General features: G+C 33.9%; 20 protein-coding genes. 8 read left to right on the forward strand and 12 right to left on the reverse strand.

Annotated elements, in window-relative coordinates; genetic code table 11:
* Positions 1 to 132: 132 nt before the first annotated feature.
* The 4 genes from AC1Q8M_RS10400 (at position 133) to AC1Q8M_RS10415 (ending at position 3,749) form a co-directional block, all read left to right on the forward strand.
* A complete protein-coding gene (locus AC1Q8M_RS10400; protein WP_098361036.1) occupies positions 133 to 1,794 on the forward strand; it encodes a sigma-54 interaction domain-containing protein in 1,662 nt (553 codons plus the stop codon).
* 112 nt (positions 1,795 to 1,906) lie between these two features.
* Positions 1,907 to 2,179 (forward strand): (2Fe-2S)-binding protein, encoded by a 273-nt coding sequence (locus AC1Q8M_RS10405; RefSeq protein WP_000182619.1) that lies wholly within the window; start codon positions 1,907 to 1,909, stop codon positions 2,177 to 2,179.
* On the forward strand, positions 2,176 to 2,508 hold the full coding sequence (locus AC1Q8M_RS10410) for a (2Fe-2S)-binding protein (RefSeq protein WP_000087063.1): 333 nt from the start codon (positions 2,176 to 2,178) through the stop codon (positions 2,506 to 2,508). Before AC1Q8M_RS10405 ends, AC1Q8M_RS10410 begins: the two co-directional genes overlap by 4 nt.
* Positions 2,505 to 3,749: an NAD(P)/FAD-dependent oxidoreductase gene (locus AC1Q8M_RS10415; protein ID WP_001286084.1), complete on the forward strand. Its 1,245-nt coding sequence runs from the start codon at positions 2,505 to 2,507 to the stop codon at positions 3,747 to 3,749. Before AC1Q8M_RS10410 ends, AC1Q8M_RS10415 begins: the two co-directional genes overlap by 4 nt.
* Positions 3,750 to 3,806: 57 nt before the next feature.
* On the opposite strand, the gene AC1Q8M_RS10420 is transcribed toward AC1Q8M_RS10415, so the two are convergent.
* The 3 genes from AC1Q8M_RS10420 to AC1Q8M_RS10430 all read right to left on the reverse strand — a co-directional run bounded on the left by AC1Q8M_RS10420 (position 3,807) and on the right by AC1Q8M_RS10430 (position 5,431).
* Complete coding sequence (locus AC1Q8M_RS10420; protein WP_000727976.1) at positions 3,807 to 4,529, reverse strand: hypothetical protein; 723 nt, start codon at positions 4,527 to 4,529, stop codon at positions 3,807 to 3,809.
* 156 nt (positions 4,530 to 4,685) lie between these two features.
* Complete coding sequence (locus tag AC1Q8M_RS10425) at positions 4,686 to 4,994, reverse strand: YxcD family protein (protein ID WP_000447760.1); 309 nt, start codon at positions 4,992 to 4,994, stop codon at positions 4,686 to 4,688.
* A complete protein-coding gene (locus AC1Q8M_RS10430; protein ID WP_000914478.1) occupies positions 4,982 to 5,431 on the reverse strand; it encodes a hypothetical protein in 450 nt (149 codons plus the stop codon). Before AC1Q8M_RS10430 ends, AC1Q8M_RS10425 begins: the two co-directional genes overlap by 13 nt.
* A gap of 258 nt (positions 5,432 to 5,689) precedes the next feature.
* On the opposite strand from AC1Q8M_RS10430, the gene AC1Q8M_RS10435 reads away from it, so the two are divergent.
* The 3 genes from AC1Q8M_RS10435 (at position 5,690) to AC1Q8M_RS10445 (ending at position 7,688) form a co-directional block, all read left to right on the forward strand.
* The gene (locus AC1Q8M_RS10435; protein ID WP_000447231.1) at positions 5,690 to 6,454 is read left to right on the forward strand and encodes a DUF1836 domain-containing protein; all 765 of its coding nucleotides are present in this window, start codon (positions 5,690 to 5,692) and stop codon (positions 6,452 to 6,454) included.
* A gap of 234 nt (positions 6,455 to 6,688) precedes the next feature.
* Complete coding sequence (gene uptA, locus AC1Q8M_RS10440; protein WP_048567589.1) at positions 6,689 to 7,294, forward strand: undecaprenyl phosphate transporter UptA; 606 nt, start codon at positions 6,689 to 6,691, stop codon at positions 7,292 to 7,294.
* Positions 7,295 to 7,463: 169 nt separating this feature from the next.
* Positions 7,464 to 7,688, forward strand: coding sequence for a hypothetical protein (locus AC1Q8M_RS10445; RefSeq protein ID WP_000558692.1), 225 nt, complete (start codon positions 7,464 to 7,466; stop codon positions 7,686 to 7,688).
* Between the two features lie 39 nt (positions 7,689 to 7,727).
* Here AC1Q8M_RS10445 and dltD read toward each other — a convergent pair whose 3' ends face one another.
* The 6 genes from dltD to AC1Q8M_RS10475 form a co-directional block, all read right to left on the reverse strand.
* A complete protein-coding gene (gene dltD, locus AC1Q8M_RS10450) occupies positions 7,728 to 8,909 on the reverse strand; it encodes a D-alanyl-lipoteichoic acid biosynthesis protein DltD (protein WP_098361035.1) in 1,182 nt (393 codons plus the stop codon).
* 336 nt (positions 8,910 to 9,245) lie between these two features.
* A complete protein-coding gene (locus AC1Q8M_RS10455; RefSeq protein WP_000758268.1) occupies positions 9,246 to 10,868 on the reverse strand; it encodes a peptide ABC transporter substrate-binding protein in 1,623 nt (540 codons plus the stop codon).
* 19 nt (positions 10,869 to 10,887) lie between these two features.
* Entirely contained in the window at positions 10,888 to 11,889 is a 1,002-nt protein-coding gene (locus AC1Q8M_RS10460) for a C40 family peptidase (protein WP_098361034.1), read from the reverse strand.
* Positions 11,890 to 11,929: 40 nt separating this feature from the next.
* Positions 11,930 to 12,991: a dipeptide epimerase gene (locus AC1Q8M_RS10465; protein WP_025118374.1), complete on the reverse strand. Its 1,062-nt coding sequence runs from the start codon at positions 12,989 to 12,991 to the stop codon at positions 11,930 to 11,932.
* Between the two features lie 186 nt (positions 12,992 to 13,177).
* Complete coding sequence (locus AC1Q8M_RS10470) at positions 13,178 to 13,504, reverse strand: DUF3870 domain-containing protein (RefSeq protein ID WP_000271315.1); 327 nt, start codon at positions 13,502 to 13,504, stop codon at positions 13,178 to 13,180.
* 296 nt (positions 13,505 to 13,800) lie between these two features.
* Positions 13,801 to 14,157: an FtsB family cell division protein gene (locus AC1Q8M_RS10475; protein WP_001228739.1), complete on the reverse strand. Its 357-nt coding sequence runs from the start codon at positions 14,155 to 14,157 to the stop codon at positions 13,801 to 13,803.
* A 284-nt stretch (positions 14,158 to 14,441) separates the two neighbouring features.
* On the opposite strand from AC1Q8M_RS10475, the gene AC1Q8M_RS10480 reads away from it, so the two are divergent.
* Entirely contained in the window at positions 14,442 to 15,368 is a 927-nt protein-coding gene (locus tag AC1Q8M_RS10480; RefSeq protein ID WP_000559354.1) for an aldo/keto reductase, read from the forward strand.
* A 19-nt stretch (positions 15,369 to 15,387) separates the two neighbouring features.
* Here AC1Q8M_RS10480 and AC1Q8M_RS10485 read toward each other — a convergent pair whose 3' ends face one another.
* From AC1Q8M_RS10485 to AC1Q8M_RS10495, 3 genes are all read right to left on the reverse strand, one after another.
* The gene (locus AC1Q8M_RS10485) at positions 15,388 to 15,984 is read right to left on the reverse strand and encodes a DJ-1/PfpI family protein (protein WP_000981422.1); all 597 of its coding nucleotides are present in this window, start codon (positions 15,982 to 15,984) and stop codon (positions 15,388 to 15,390) included.
* On the reverse strand, positions 15,981 to 16,472 hold the full coding sequence (locus tag AC1Q8M_RS10490; RefSeq protein ID WP_000400689.1) for an ankyrin repeat domain-containing protein: 492 nt from the start codon (positions 16,470 to 16,472) through the stop codon (positions 15,981 to 15,983). Before AC1Q8M_RS10490 ends, AC1Q8M_RS10485 begins: the two co-directional genes overlap by 4 nt.
* A 534-nt stretch (positions 16,473 to 17,006) precedes the next feature.
* On the reverse strand, positions 17,007 to 17,237 hold the full coding sequence (locus tag AC1Q8M_RS10495) for a hypothetical protein (RefSeq protein ID WP_000789031.1): 231 nt from the start codon (positions 17,235 to 17,237) through the stop codon (positions 17,007 to 17,009).
* Positions 17,238 to 17,378 lie beyond the last annotated feature (141 nt).

The raw sequence follows: 17,378 nt of genomic DNA on the forward strand, positions 1-17,378 counted from the left end.
ACGTGCCAATTCTTCATATATACAATTTCCATAAACAATATTTTTATTTGTAAAAATAATTTAAATTTACAGTAAATAGGTGTATTATTTTTTTATCACTGTCAAAATTTTTATACATAACAGGAGGGCATTATGGCATTTTCATTTCCGACTATACAAGAGTTTTTGGAACGTGTTTTAATCGATCATACATGTAGCCTTAATCACATTAAGCAAGTAAACGAAAGGTTTTATTATCTCCCTTCTACTACAGATGAATATAATTGCGCCATTATTTATGTAGATGACTCATTCACTGCACTAATTGACGCTTTTTCTTATGAATTAGCTGTTATCATCCTTAACGAAAACGATGAGCCGATATGCTGTATAACTTCTCAGCAAATGATTCCATTTCTTTATAAGTCCTACAATGAACTACAGGCATTTTATGACACCGTAATACAAACAACTGACTCTTCTGTTACAGTCATTGATAGTAAAGAATGCGTTCGAACTTGGACAGATGGTGCTGAAAAAATATTTTCAGTCAACCATAATGAAATTATTGGGCAACCGATTACTCGTTTTTTTGATTATAAAGACTTGGAAATTTTACAATCTTTACATGATGGAAAAAGCATAGTCGCTCAGTTCCATCAGCCTCGTCCCGATTTATTCGTATTAATTAATTCAAATCCAGTTTATTGTAATGATGAAATTATAGGAGCAGTCGTTTCAGAAACAGATGTTACAAATCAAGTCGCTTTAAATGAAAAACTATTTAATATGTCACATGAAATGCACCGTTTAGAACAAGAAGTGGCAAAGTATAAAGATGAATCCGATCCATTCCTTGCGATGAATGGGAAAAGTCCTGTTATACAAAGAACGATACAATTAGCTAGAAAAGTTTGTTCGGTGAAATCAACTGTTTTAATACTTGGGGAAAGCGGAGTTGGAAAAGAAGTATTTGCGAAAGCAATTCATGAAGCAAGTGAGACAGCGAAGGCGCCTTTCATTTCGATTAACTGCGGGGCAATTCCAGAAGCGTTATTTGAAAGTGAATTATTCGGTTACGAGCGTGGGGCGTTTTCTGGAGCAAATAGTAAAGGAAAAAAAGGTAAAATTGAACTCGCGCAAGGCGGTACTTTATTCCTCGATGAGATTGGCGAAATGCCGCTCGATATGCAAGTAAAACTGTTACGTGTACTACAAGAACGAAAGTATTACCGAGTTGGCGGAGAAAAAGAAATTAATATTGATTTCCGCATTATCGCTGCTACAAATCGGGATTTACAAGAAGAAATGAGAAAAGGAACTTTCCGAGAAGATTTATATTATCGTTTAAATGTAGTTAGCCTGCATATTCCACCGCTGCGTGAAAGACGAGAGGATATTATCGAACTCACATACTCATTCTTAAACGATTTTTCAATCAACTATAACAGACCAATTCGTGACTTACCTTCAAGCATTATGCATGAACTGCTTCATTACAATTGGCCAGGTAATATTCGCGAACTTCGAAACGTTGTTGAACGACTTGTGGTATTTGCGACAGACGGAATTATAAAACAAGAATATTTACCATTTCATACAACCGAAAATTTAGACAATCATACAGCTCATTCCTTATTACTCAGCAACAATAATACAATCCTTTCTTTACAAGAAGAGATGGATGAGCATGAGAAAAAAGTTATTGAAAGGGCTTTACGAATTTTAAATGGGAATAAATTAGAATGTGCAAAACAACTTGGCGTAACAAGGGCTACTTTATATAACCGTTTAAAAAAACTTGGACTTCAATAAAGAAGCAGTATGCACCGATTAGGCGTTTACAGGTAGCTCTCTCTCCTTCCTCTATATTGGCATGATTTTTGCATATATAATTTGTGCAAACCGAACTAGAGGAGGAATACACATGACCAATAAAAACAACTTAATCGTTTGTCGTTGTGAAGAGGTTACATACGGACAACTTCAATCGACAATTGCTGAATATAACTGCTCGGCAAGAGAATTAAAACTAAGAACACGTGCTGGCATGGGATTTTGCGGTGGTCGTACATGCAGAATAATGATAGATCGAATGATTGAAAATGCGAATCCTGACGTAACTCTTAATGAACTACCGTTAAAATATCAACCACCAATACGTGCAGTTACTTTTGGATCGGTAGGTGAAAGTAAATGAGTAGAATTACACATCACCCTATTTTAGGTACTTTACAAAGTAGTGAGCGTATTACTTTTCAATTTAACGGTCATCAATACGAAGCATATGAACATGAAACGATAGCTGCTGCCCTGTTAGCAAATGAAATACGGACATTAAGAGTTCATGAAGATAGCGGGACACCGCGAGGTATTTATTGTAATATTGGGCACTGTTCTGAATGCCGCGTGACAGTAAATAATCAAACAAATGTACGCGCATGCTTAACTGTTGTAGAAGAAAACATGGTTGTTGAAAGCGGGAAACAGCATCCGAATATCGTGAGAGAGATGGTGAAAAAACGATGAGTGATGTAATTATCATTGGTGCAGGACCAGCGGGATTATCTGCTTCTATCTCTTGTGCTCGTTTCGGACTAAAAGTGCTCGTTATTGATGAATTTATGAAGCCGGGTGGGAGATTGTTAGGACAGTTGCATCAAGAGCCTACTGGAGAATGGTGGAACGGAATAGAGGAATCGAAGCGACTTCATGAAGAAGCAGAATCACTTTCAGTACATATCAGGTGCGGTGTTTCGGTCTATAATTTAGATAAAGATGAAAACAATTGGTTTGTACATACTAATATCGGTACGTTAGAAGCACCTTTCGTACTACTTGCTACTGGTGCTGCGGAATATTCTATTCCCCTTCCAGGCTGGACACTTCCAGGAGTGATGTCAATTGGAGCAGCTCAAGTTATGACAAATGTTCATCGCGTGCAAGTTGGAAAAAAAGGAATCATTATTGGTGCTAACATTTTGTCTTTCGCCATTTTAAGTGAATTGCAATTAGCGGGAATTAAAGTAGATCATATTGTACTCCCTGAAAAAAGCGAGTTAAGTCAAAAAGCTGGTGAACCTGAAGAAGTTTTAAACTCTCTTTTAAATGCAGCACATCTCGCTCCTTCTGCTATTTTACGAATAGGTAGCCACTTTATGAAATATGATTGGATTCGAAAAGCTGGATTAACATTCTATCCAAACAGCGGAATGAAAATAAACGGAACGCCACTTCACCTTCGGAAAGCAGCTCTTGAAATTATCGGAACAGATCAAGTTGAAGGTGTACGCATTGCTAATATTGACTCTAAAGGAAATGTTATTAATGGATCAGAGAAAATATATGAAGCAGATTTTGTTTGTATTGCTGGGGGATTATACCCACTTGCCGAACTTGCAGCTGTAGCTGGTTGTCCCTTCCATTACATTTCAGAATTAGGTGGACACGTTCCTCTCCATTCCGAAACAATGGAAACCCCTCTTCCTGGTTTATTTGTAGCTGGCAATATTACAGGCATTGAAAGCGGAAAAATTGCGATGGCGCAAGGAACTGTTGCAGGTCTATCTATTGCTAAATATGCAGGTGAACAACATGATATAGTCGACCAACAATTATATCACGCCATTCAAAACGTTCACTCTGTTCGTCAGAAAGCTGCAATTCAGTTTAATCCGATGGTAGATATCGGTAGACGAAAGATGAATGATTTATGGCATAAATTCCAAACAAATGATAAAGATTTCTATAAACAACAAGAAATTATTTAATAAGACTTATTTGTCAAAAAGCTCCCCTTATCAAAAACATAAGGAGAGCTTTTCAAATTATTTCACTTCGATTGTCCAATCACCATCAGCTTGAATAGTGAATATATGTATACCATTTTCTTTTACAGGTACTTTTTTCGTAGTATCGGCAGCACCAATTTCATTAAATATCATGCTATCGTTTAAATCCACTACAAAATTACTTTCACCATTCTTATGTACACCATGCAATTCTTTCAAACCTTTTTCAAGTTTCACAAAAACAACATCAGATCCGTGACCACTAATTGTTCCTGGAGCTGTTACTACTTTATCTATTGGAATAGACTGAGACATATTCACTTTCCAGTGACCATCTGCCATTGGATTAATAAAATATTTTCCACTCTTGTTTAATAAAACTACACGTTTTTCTTTTCCATTACCAATAAAATTCGAAAGTGAACCAGAGTCATTACCTTGTTCATCTTTTAACTCTAGAATTGCATTACTTTCTCCTGTATGTTCTACTTCCGCAATAACAAATCCGGATTTTAACTCAAAAAAATCAGAAGAATTCGCACCATCACCTTCTAACGAAACACTATGATCTTGTGATAATCTCTCCACTGCACTTTTTTCTTTTATCTCTTTAGCTTTCGGGCTAGTTGTTGCTGTTTGCTGTTCAGTATTCTTATCTTTTTTTTCATTCGCTTGTACATCTTTTGTTTGCTCCGTTGAATTACAAGCAGTTAAAGATAAACATACCGCAGCAATTGTTGCTAATAATTTCTTTTTCATAATATCCTCCTATTAACATAAAACATTCTTAATAAGAATAACATATTTTTACCAATTCATCAGTTTATTAAAAATTGAATTTTATCCTAAAATAGGAAACATACTAAAAATATAAATTAAAATAAAAAACTGCTAGAGCATAAAGCCCTAACAGTCTTATTGTTCATCACTATTAAATTTCGCTAATGCGTAAATACCTTCTTCATCATCTAATTCAAGTTGTAATCTCGCTGCGAATGAATTGACATTATATTCTCTGTCAAGCAATAAGCGTAATGCTTCGATTAAGTTTGCTTGAATTAAAATTTGCTGGCGACCATTTACCTCTACTTCCGCAGAGAAACCGTAGTCATCGTCATACATGAGTTCAACTAACACTTCTTCTGGACCCACTTGTCTTTTTTCAGCTATATATACGCAAAGCGCATTTATTAATTCTTGTTCAGAAATTTTTATTGTTTCCATGCTACTTCATCTGCCTTCTTTTTACGTTGGTCTTTGAAGTATTTAAATGCACGAACTGCTAACATTACGATACCAGCCATTACTAACATATTTACCATAAATGCTAATACAGAACCAAGAGCTCCCATATTTGCAAATAAGCTACCCATTAGTAAACCACCAAGACCACCTAGTAATAAACCTTTCATAAAGCTTCCTTTATTACTTTTTGGTGCTGTGTTTGTTGCTTTCGTTTTTGAATCTGGAGTCGTTTTTTGAGAATTTACATTTGAGTCTTTTTTGTTTAAATCAACTTTTGACTTTTGACCTGAACTTGGTGTAAATGATTTTTTACCAGATTTGTAACTTTTCGCTGCTGCATGATCTACGAACATAAAGCTGCTAGCCCCAAAGATAACCATGAATGCTGTCATTACTGCTACAAGTTTTTTCAACATATTATATCCATTCTCCTTTTATATAGATATATGTGAAATCTATCTTTCTAGTAAATTCAGAATGATAGATTTGTTTTTAAGAACATTTTAAAGGTTCTTATGAACTTATTATATGAACTTTTGTCGAAATATGCAAGTATTATTTACTTTCAACAGTTTGGTGACAAAGGAAAAATTAAGCAAAACAGAATTGACTTTAAATGAAACAAAACATATTATAAGTTCATAAGAACTTTTTATTATTTTGGAGGTGAAAAGATGGAAACATTTCATCTCACACGAAACGAAATGGCTACCCTTCTTCTATCACTAAGAGGATGGAATACGAAAAAGCCTCTCGGTATTTTACAAGAAGCTTGGGCAAAGTCACATAAAAAAGATATTGAAAGCGGACAAAGCGTTACAGCTTTTATTACTACCGCACTTTCACCTATTTTTGAAAAGCTGATTAAAATTGACGATACTGATGTCGGTTTTTCTTTAAATGAAATAGTTGCGCTTGGCAATCAGATTGAAAACACAAGTTTCTCTGTAACTGCTATGCAAAACTGGGTGAAACGAGATATAAAAGAAATGATTGGCTCTCCTCAAAAAGGGAAAAAATATTCGATTGAACAAGCAGCCTTACTGTTCATTGTCGAAGATTTAAAAACAGCACTTGATTTTGAATCAATTCGTAAGCTATTACGCCTTATCGTTAATGACCCAGCCGATCGAAGTGATGATTTAATCAATCCTGTTCATTTATATGTAGCATACTCTTCTCTATTTGAAGAACTCAATCAAGGGAATTGCTTACAACTAAATGCAACAGATACAGTTCATACAATTGAAAACATCGTAAAAGAAAAAGCTGATAAAATCGCAAGCAAGTTCGATCAAATTAATAACGAACAACGCGAAGCAATTCGTAACGCTATTATCATTGCGACCCTTTCTGTACATACCGCTTATGTACAAATGTTAGCAAAGCGTTACGTAACAGCAACTTTATTTTTACAGAACTTAGATGTGAAGCCTTAAAAAATAGGAGCAGAAATGCTTCTATTTTTTTATGAGAAATTTTTAATAATCTTTTCATTAACCCTTCATAAAAACGCGGCTTATATCCTTTACTATAATACTTATGAGAGACATAAAAGAATTGAAATAGCAATTCCCTATGTAAATAAGGTATAATCTACATATAGTGAACCTTTTACGTGATTAAATAAAAGGTTCTTATACTCAAAAATTCATAAACTAGAAGGTGCAACAATGTTAAGTAGTTTTATTCATTCAGTATTAACGGTTTTTGAAGGATTAGGTTATTGGGGCATTATGCTTGGACTTATGATTGAGATTATCCCAAGTGAAATTGTCCTTGCTTATGCAGGATACTTAGTATTCAATGGAAGTATCTCATTTATAGGCGCTGTTGTATTCGGTACAATTGGCGGTGTTATTGCTCAAATCTTTATTTATTGGCTTGGACGATACGGCGGACGCCCTATATTAGAACGTTACGGAAAATATATTTTCATACATAAAAAACAAATAGATGCTGCAGAAGATTGGTTTAATCGTTACGGAACTGGCGTCATTTTTACAGCACGCTTCATTCCAGTAGTGCGTCATGCGATTTCAATTCCTGCTGGTATTACAAAAATGCCTTTACTACGTTTCACTACATTAACAGCACTCGCAATCATCCCTTGGTCAATCATTTTCATTTATTTAGGTGAAAAACTAGGTGAAAATTGGGAGAATATAAATGATATTGCTGGTCCGTATGTGAAATCATTCGCAATTGGTGGCGTCGTACTTATACTTTTATACTTCGTTATAAAAAAATGGACAAAAAAGCGTAAAAATCTCGCTTAAGAATATAATAAAAAACCGCTATAAATTCATTCGGAATTATAGCGGTTTTTTATTTATATATGAATTAATCTTCAGGAATTATATAACACCTTTCCATCTACATTTACATGGATAAGCAACCATTCGATCATTCTTTTCGTATATTATCTCAAAAAGGAGTGATTCCCCTATGCATTGGCAGCAAAAAATACCATACTTAATCGGACGCCCTATCGGTATTTCCTTCATAAATGGGCAAGGAACTTCTGGCGTATTATGTTCAGCGCATGATGGTCAATTATATGTGTATGAATACCTTTATCAAGCTCAGTTCGCAATGAAACATTATGATTATAGACAGGTTCAAGATATACATGCATTCCCAAATTGCCCTCACCAAAATCCTCTATACTAAAAAATCGGAACGGCTCATAGCCATTCCGATTTCTATACTTTATTTCTCAGAATAAAATTTCTGCACTGCTTCATCAAAATAAATCCAACCTTTCCAGCCTAAATGAATCGTATCTTTTAAGAAATACTTATCATATTCATGACCAGAGAAATCAACTACTGGATATCCTGCTTTCTCAACCTGTTCTCGAACTTTATTATAATACACTTCACGGCGTTCTTTCGGGAAGCCAGTATAATCATACCAAGGCCCATTTACAGGTACAGAAATAAAGAGTGGTTTGACATTTTTCTCTTTAAATAAATCTAAAATAATTTGTAAATCATCATATTCTGGTGATTCATCATATGTTTCATTTGCTCTAAAGTTTTTTAAACCTTTTAGTTTTTTCTTCAGATTATTCTTATGATAATACGGATTTTCAATTCCGAATGTATTTGTAGTAGACTCAGCATTCCCTTCTTGTTCCGCGTGTTTACGTGCATCTTCCCAAGAAATTGAACGAAGTCCGATATTTGTTTTCTCTTTCATCGGTTCGATTTTAAATAAAGAGTTAAATAAATCTCTATGATCTAAAATATTTCGATGCATATAAGCAAGTGGTTTAGCTAAACCTGCTTTTATGTTATGTTTTGTATCATTATATACAATACCTTCTAATGAATTTTTTAATATATCATCTTCTTGAACAACTTTATAATCTAATAGCCGTTTCGCGATTTGCTTCTTCATTTCTGGATTTATCTCATCATTAAAAATAAAATGATATGCTTGTTGTTTGGAGAAATTATTAGTGAAATCCCCTTGTGAGACACCAGTCTTTGTAAACCATTGTGGTGAAAGAACAAAGACTACTTTTTTACCTTCTAATTCATCCATAGTAGATGTCATATTTAAAATATGAGCTAAGCTTTGTGTACCGCCAGTTCCAATTAAAAACGGTGTAAAACCAGCTGGATTTACTTTGAAATAATTAGACGGATGATATGCATCCATTCGTAAAAATTCTGATGAACCGTACATCGGTAAATACTGTGAATTCTCTAACATTTTTTGCTGTAAGAAAACACTTTGTAATTTCTCTTTTTGTAAAGAAGTAGCCGCATCTTCTACCTTCTTATCACTAATAAGCGATACTAAACTTTTCGATGGGATTAGAATGATAATGAAAAAAAGCACACACGCTAAAATTATAGGACCAAAAGCATGCTTCATTTTCATCTTCTGTCCCTCTTTCTATCGTTATTAGATTGTAACCCTTGTCTTTGACACGCCATCTTTTCTCTCCTTTTTCTCTATACATGTTCCATTCTATTTGTCTATTATATACATGTATGTATTTCCTTCCTTGTTCTATTAAATCCTATAGAAATAGCGCAAGAAAATGTTTCCATAGAAACACGTTAATTATACAAGATTCTACATAAATTTCACACTGGAATTTTAGTAATAATTTTATTTTTAAGTCGTAAAAAAACATATGAAATGTCTATATTTCATTCGGAACTGTACAAAAAAACAGACTATCACATACGTGAAGTCTGTTTCTCCATTCTTTTATTTTTGTACATCTGCCCCTTTTAAACTTGTAGCTGGACCAAATTGATGTACATATAAATCTTTCACATATGGTTTTTGTAAGTAAGATAATCCGCGCTGGAATACCGGTGCAATTACTGCATCATCAAGTAGCATTTTTTCAGCTTCTTGCATTGCTTTCCAGCGAGCTTTTTCATCATTACCTAATTCTGTTTTAATCTTCTTAATTAACGCATCATATTCTGGGTTTGCATATTCTGTATTATTAACACTGCTTCCAGAAAGGAATACTTCTAAGTAAGTCATTGGATCTGGATAATCCGGTAACCAGCGTGATAACGACATTTCATATTCTTTCTTCTTCTCTAGTGCTAATTTTTGCGTATGTGGTTGCAATTTCACATTCACTTTTAAACCTGGTAAATTTTTCTCAAGCTGCTCTTTAATGTACTCTCCAACTTTTTTAAAGTTTTCTAAGTCATAATTTAATAGTTCTAACGTCACTTCATCTGTACCTGTTTCTTGCTTTGCCTTTTCCCAATATTCTTTCGCTTTTTTTACATCAGTTTTATTAAACTCACCTGCCGTACTTCTAAAATCTTTTTTATCTGGTCCCTTTAAAAATCCTTTTGGTACGTAATAGTTTGCAGCAACCGAACCATCATTTAAAAATGAATCCGCAAGTCCTTTCTTATCAAAAACTGTACTTAGCGCAAGACGTGCATTTTTATTTTTAAGAATCGGTACATTTTCATTAAATCGGAAGAAGTACATAACTGGATCTGTATATTGTTTTAGCTCTTTATTATTTTTATATTTATCCACGAATTCTGTAGAAATAACAGCTCTATCAACTTTATCTGTTTCATATAAATTTACCGCAGTTGAAATTTCTTTTACAATTTGATAGTTTACTTCATCTAACTTCACTTCTTTTTTATCCCAATACTTATCGTTTTTCTTCATTGTAAAGCTAGCTTCATGCTTCCACTCTGATAATGTAAATGGTCCATTATATACCGCTTTATTTGCTTCTAATCCGTATTTATCACCTTGCTCTTTCGCATATTTTTCGTTAATTGGATAGAAGGATGGTAAAATTAATAATTTCGTAAAATACGGTACAGGATGTTCTAGCTCTACGACGAACGTTTTATCATCCTTCGCTTTTACTCCTAATTCATCTAGACCTAGTTGTTTTTTATTTATCTTCTCAGCGTTTTTCACATCGTACGCAATGTATGCATATTGAGAAGCGGTATCTGGATTAATCAATTGCTTCCAAGCGTATACGTAATCATGAGCGGTTACTGGATCTCCGTTTGACCATTTCGCATCACGCAAATGAAATGTATATATCTTTCCATCTTTACTCACTTCATATTTTTGTGCGCCTGCCTCAATTACTTCATCATTTTTCGATAGACGGAATAGTCCTTCCATTACGTTATTCAAAACGTTAAACGAGACTGCATCTGTGACTTTCACTGAGTTTAACGACGGAATTTCACCCGTTTCTAGTAACTGTAATACTTTCTTTTCATCTTTCGGCTTTGTTGTAGTTTTTTCTTTTGCGCAGCCAACTAAAAATGAAGAAACTAATAGAGTACTAACTAATGAGTAACGAACAACTTTTTTCATTTAAAAACCCCCTCTATTTTTAAGGTAAGTAACGACGAGCACCAGCGTATTCTTCTATATATCCTGGTGTATTTAGTGGTATAATCTCTACCGACCTTTCAGCTCTTGGTGAGTGAATCATATTGCCATCACCAATATACATTGCAACGTGATGGACACTACCTTTCCCTTGATCATGTGCAAAGAAGATTAAATCTCCCTTTTGTAAGTTTTCTTTATCAACTGCAATTCCTGCTCTTGATTGCGGTCCAGAATCTCGCGGAATTGTAATGCCGTGCGATTTATAGATCGTATGCGTGAAGCCAGAGCAATCAAATCCAAAACCACTTGTACCAGCCCATATATACGGTAAACCTAAAAACATTTTCCCTGTGTTAATTAAATCATCAGCTGTCGGTTTTGGAATATCAGTTTGAGAACGGTAAACTGTTCCATCATTTTTTCGTAGCCATGCTTTCTGACCATTTGGCAACAATACACGGTATGAAATTGTGTCTTCACTTAATAGCGGCAGTCTTGTATTATAACTGACTTCAAGTGATTTATGTTTTTCAGAAGGATTTATATATAAAATCGCAGTTGGCTTTGTTATTAACACAAAAGGTTCATTTGTTTTACCTGCAAATTCTTGATTATATGTTAATTGCTTTTCAGGCATCCAGCCCGGATAACCTTCTTCATTTCGTGGTGTTGGCTGTCCATGCACTAATACCTTCACCCACTCGCCTTTCTTATCAATAACGGTTACTTCTTGACCGAGTAACGCTTGTGTTTCTAATTTATTTGCATTTGTTAACCATAGTTTCTCGTCAAGTGTCATTGATTTCGTCCATTTCCATAGATCCACTGGATTTGTTGCACTCGGTGTATCGATTGACCTTAATGAATCAGGTGCTGTCCATAACGTTGCAGCAGATACATCTATAAATGCTTTATTATCCTTCTTTTCTTCAGCATTTGCCGATGTAAACGATGAAAATATAAATAAAGTTGTTAAAAATGCAGTTCCTACTTTTTTCATATATATCCCCCTTAAAAAAATAATTTACTAGTCTCTTTTCCTAAGACTTACTATTCACTGTCGATTGAAGGTTTACCTTTGATCCAGAATAAGTCATTCCTTCTGGCTCTTCCATTAACCAAAGCGGTGCATCAAGATCAAAATAATGTATATTAGGATGTGCTGCCGCTAAATGTGCAACAGCGCTAACGGAAAGTGAAGATTCCATCATGCTTCCCACCATACACTTCACACCAGCCGTTTCTGCGATATCTGCAATACGCCATGCTTCACGTATGCCACCACATTTCATTAATTTAATATTAATTAAGTCTGCGTATCTTCCTTGAACGAGCTTTAATGCATCACTTGCTGAAAATATACTTTCATCGGCCATAATTGGCGTTTGCACACGATCTTTGACGTACTTTAACCCATCCCAATCTTTCGCGTGTACTGGTTGTTCAATAAATTCTATATTTAAATTACGATTTTCCATCTCTTGAATGATAGAGATCGCTTCTTTTGGACTCCAACCTTGATTCGCATCTAAACGTAATGTCGTATTTCTTGGTACCACATTTCGAATTGCCTCAATACGTTCCAAATCTAAATGCGCCTCTTTACCCACTTTAATCTTTAATGTTTGAAATCCTTTTTCTATATGTTTCTTCGCTTCTTTTGCCATTAATACAGGCTCATCCACACTCACTGTAATATCGGTATAAATTTCTTTCTTCCCGCCTAACAATGCATATAACGGCACATTTTGATATTGGCAATATACATCATATAAAGCGATATCTACCGCTGCTTTCGCACTTGAATTTCCAATACAACTCATTTGAATGCGCTGTAGTAACTGCTGAAACTGAATGATATCTTGACCAATTAAACATGAACGCATCGGTCCTAAAATCGCTTCTTCCATTCCACTGGTGAAATCACCCGTAATAACTGGCGTTGCGGCTGCAGCCCCCTTACCAATCAATCCTTCGTCTGTATGAATATAAACATCTATACTTTCAATTTCTGTTACAGTACGAAGTGCGGTTTTAAACGGTGTATGCAGTTTTATACGTCTACGATTTACTTTTACGTCTGTAATTTTCATTTTGTTCATCCTTTCTTCTTCCAATGAAGTGAAATCTTAATCCACTGGAAATTTATACCCACAGATTATTAGGTAAACCTATTGAGCATTTACTCTCCTATCTCTCTACTTTGTTTTCGTTTACTTTTGGTGTAGGATGATAATGTGAAATAAAAAAATCCAGCCATAAGAATGATTCTTACGGCTGGATTTTGTCTATGATTGAGTAGACAAAGCAGCAATCTGATTATATTTTTTCTGTGCATCTTTTAGCGCTACAAGTAACGCTTTTTGAGAAGAGCCGAAATATCGGTTCTTTACTTCCATTACTAACGCCGGGTCATTTATATTTTTATGTAGAAATAAATATTTAACAAATTGAGATGTTAATTCAATTGTCGCTGAGCAGTCTGCATCTACAATTTCCCCTGTATCCTTAACAAGTACAAATGCTACGAAATAGCTTTTAAACTTTTCAGTAATGGGATTATTTTGAGGTGCTTTCGCATCCCCTACGATATAAATTGTATTTGAAGCGTACACAGCTATCTTCCTTTCTTATACGAGGATAACGGGTTTCTTAATAGTCGTATGAGCGAGGAACTCAACGTTGATTAAAAAATGTATCCGCTTACCTTGTATTATAATATAATTAACAGAATTTTAACAACATTTATTTTAGTGCATATTCCATATTTATGCAAATAGCTTAAACTCTTCATTTTTACAATATGTGATTGTTCCTTGTACCATGACATTCATACATAAAAAACTGCACCTCCAATTGTTAGACGGTGTCTAACAATTGGAGGTGCAGTTCAATGGCTAGCTGTTTTTTATTACTTTGGCATCACAAATATAGTTTCATTTGACTTAGAAAATTGATACTCTTTTCTCGCAAACTTCAAAATTTCTTCTTCATCGTCTGTTAAATTTTCTATGTTAGTCTTTAAAGAACCTTTATCTTTCTTTAAAGATACTAATTGTTTCTTTTGATCCGTAATCGTATCTTTCTTTTTATCAATTACTTCTTGTTGTTTCGTTAAAATATATTGAACATACAGAGTAGTTGCCGCAATAAAAAGGACCATTAAAATAAGACGCCTTAACTTCTTTTTATTTATCTTACGCTTGTCACTAGGTTGTGATGATTGTTCTGGTATATTAGGAACATTTACTCGTTTGAGTTTCCTCATTCAAATCCCCCTAACCCATATTTTTCACTATCATCGGCACGTTTTCTTACTAAACTAAATTCTATTCTTATAAAATAAACTCCTTCACAAAAATATCCCATAAATTAACCAATTAAAGATAGCATTCGACGACATTTCTACATTTACACTGTTTTTTTTTATACATGCTGCTATAAAATAGTAGTTTCTGTAATTCTTTTTCTACTATTGTAGAAGAGTTTTTTCACACACAAAATTCTTACCTCACATATCCATGTTATAACATGCTTACAAGGAGGGGAAATATGCATTACCGCACATTAGGTAAAACTGGAATAACTGTTTCTGAAATAGGTTTTGGGGCATGGGCAATCGGTGGTGATGAATGGGGACCTGTTAACGATAAACAATCTATAACTGCTATAAAAAAAGCAATTGAGTGTGGTGTGAATTTTATTGATACTGCGGATGTGTATGGTTTAGGACATAGTGAAAAGTTGGTGGCTACCGCGATTAAAGGACATCGTAATGATATTATCCTATCAACGAAAGGTGGTTTAATCGGACACCACTACGACCCTAATGGAGTTCCTGTATATGATACTCCCGAAAAAATCATCGCCGTATTTGAAACAAGTTTACAACGTCTTCAAACAGATTATATTGATCTTTATTTTTGTCATATTTGGTGGCATAATCGTAGAGAAACAGAAGCATTTCTACGTGCATTTGACATATTAAAACGTGATGGAAAAGTAAGGGCAGTCGGTGTTTCGACTCATGATTTACAATACATTCATCATTTCAATAACAACAACGAAATTGATATCGTACAACTTGATTACAATATATTAAATCGAAAACCTGAAAAAGATATATTACCATTCTTACAAGAGAAAAATCTAGGAGCTATTATTCGTGGTCCATTAAAAATGGGCATTTTAACTGGAAAATTCACAAATAAAACAATTTTTCCAGATGGAGATTTACGCAAAGAATGGCCAAATGAAACTTGGTTTCAAGAAGACTTACAAACCGTAGAAAAACTTCGATTGCTCTCAAATAAAAATCAGACCCTAGGGCAACTTGCACTTCGCTATGTACTCTCTCATCCGGCAGTAAGTGTTGTAATTCCTGGTGCCAAAACCGGAATGCAAGCACAAGAAAATGCAAATGCATCTGTTCGCCCTATTTTGAGTGATGAAGAGCTTAACTATATTCATTCAATATAAAAAGCCCAATCCGGGCTTTTTAATTTGGCAAACTAATATCATACTCCATTCGCTTCGCTGTGTCCTCCGCAACATGCATACCTAACAAGTTTTTCACAATATGAAATGCCATATTAATTCCAGCTGAAATTCCGGCAGATGTTATAATATGTCCTTCATCTACAAACTTTACATTTTCTATAACTTCAACATTTTGAAACTCATTTTTAAACTTTTCAATACTAGCCCAATGTGTTGTTGCTTTTAAACCTTCCAGTAAACCTGCTTTCGCCAGTAATAGCGCTCCTGTACAAACTGAAGTCATCAGCTTTACTTCTTTCATTTGTTGGCGAATCCATTTTATTACTATTTCATTTTTTATTTCATATTCTCTAGCACCTAGCCCACCCGGAATTATTAAAATATCCACTGGTGGTAAATTTTCAATACTATAATCTGGCTGTACCTTCAATCCGTTCCTTGCTGTAATCATTTCCCCATTCTCGCTAACGGTATAAACAGTAAATGGTTTTTCTTCATTCACCTCAGTTACAGAAAAAACTTCAAATGGCCCTGCAAAGTCTAACACTTCTACTTCATTAAATAAAAATATACCAACACTCCATTTATTCATCATAAGTTCACTTCCTGTTTCAAATGATGTAATAGATGATCATATCCTTTTTCTAATGCAATATCATACGCTGTTTTCCCATCATTTTTCTTTATCATCTTATTAGCTCCATTTTTAAGGAGTAACATAATTATTTCTTCATTTCCTAATAATGCCGCTTCGTGAAGTCCTGTCCAGCCACCACTTTGCATAATATTTACATCTGATCCTTTTTCAATTAAGAAAGCAACAAGTTCACTTTGCTTGTTCGCAATTGCTGCTTGCAAAGGCGTATTTTCATTTTCGTTTTTCGCTCTACTATGTATATCTGCACCGCTTTCTAAAAGAAAACTCGCTATTTCTTTCTGTCCAAAATAAGCTGCTAAATGAAGTGGTGTCCATCCATCTTCACTACATTCGTTAACAATACTTGGACTCGCCTTTATAAACTCCACTACTTTTTCCTTATGACCACTTAAAACAGCTTGTACTATTGATTGTAAATGCTCCATAATAATCTCCTATCCTTCAAAATATTTAAGCATCCCCTTCTACATGTTCTATTAATTATTACATTTTCCTTTTAAAAACTTAAGTTTACATAATAATATTATAAATTACTTTTGTACTTAATGTTGAATAGCAATAATGTTTAAAATAATACCTTTAAACAATAAAGACTATGATTTCATTAGAGTTACTGAAAAAAGCAATAAAAAAAACTATACACATAGTTTTCATCGTATTCGTTCAGTTGCATGAACTAAAACAGGTAATGTTTATTCTGCTATTCATGCTTTCAACATATCAAATAATATTATTCCAATAAAAAAACAATCCATTTTAAAAATGGATTGTTTTTTTATTTCTGTTTTATGCGGTTTATTTTATTTTTGTATTTTCAATGACGAAATAATTACACTTACAAAAATGAAATACTACTATCTTAGCCCCTCTTATAGTAAGTTTTTCGTTTGAAAACCAAAAACACATTTTCGCCTTACGATTAAAAAACATATGTAAAAATCTCTAAAACAGCTGCCTTATCATACTAATCTATAGCAATTCTGTCTTCTTCCCTTACCTGTTTCCTTTAACACATACGATTTTAAAACAAGCGCCGTTAATGAATCTGTTAATGTTTTATATGATAAATTTGATAATGCCAATAGATCGTTCGTATATAACATTCTATGCTTCTCTAATAATAATAGTACTAATCGTTCAGACGGTTTTAATGCCTCATCACTTTCTAGTATAAAGTCTATATTTTTCATTTCTCTAATTACTACTCCTTATATAAAAAAATACTTTAGGTGCTAATTTAATATAAAAATAATACATAACAAAATTTGAAATATATTAAAATAACATTGTTTTAAAACACTATTATACTATAACATATATAATTCTTCAAA

The sequence above is a fragment of the Bacillus sp. GW823-FHT06A10 genome (assembly GCF_058795375.1).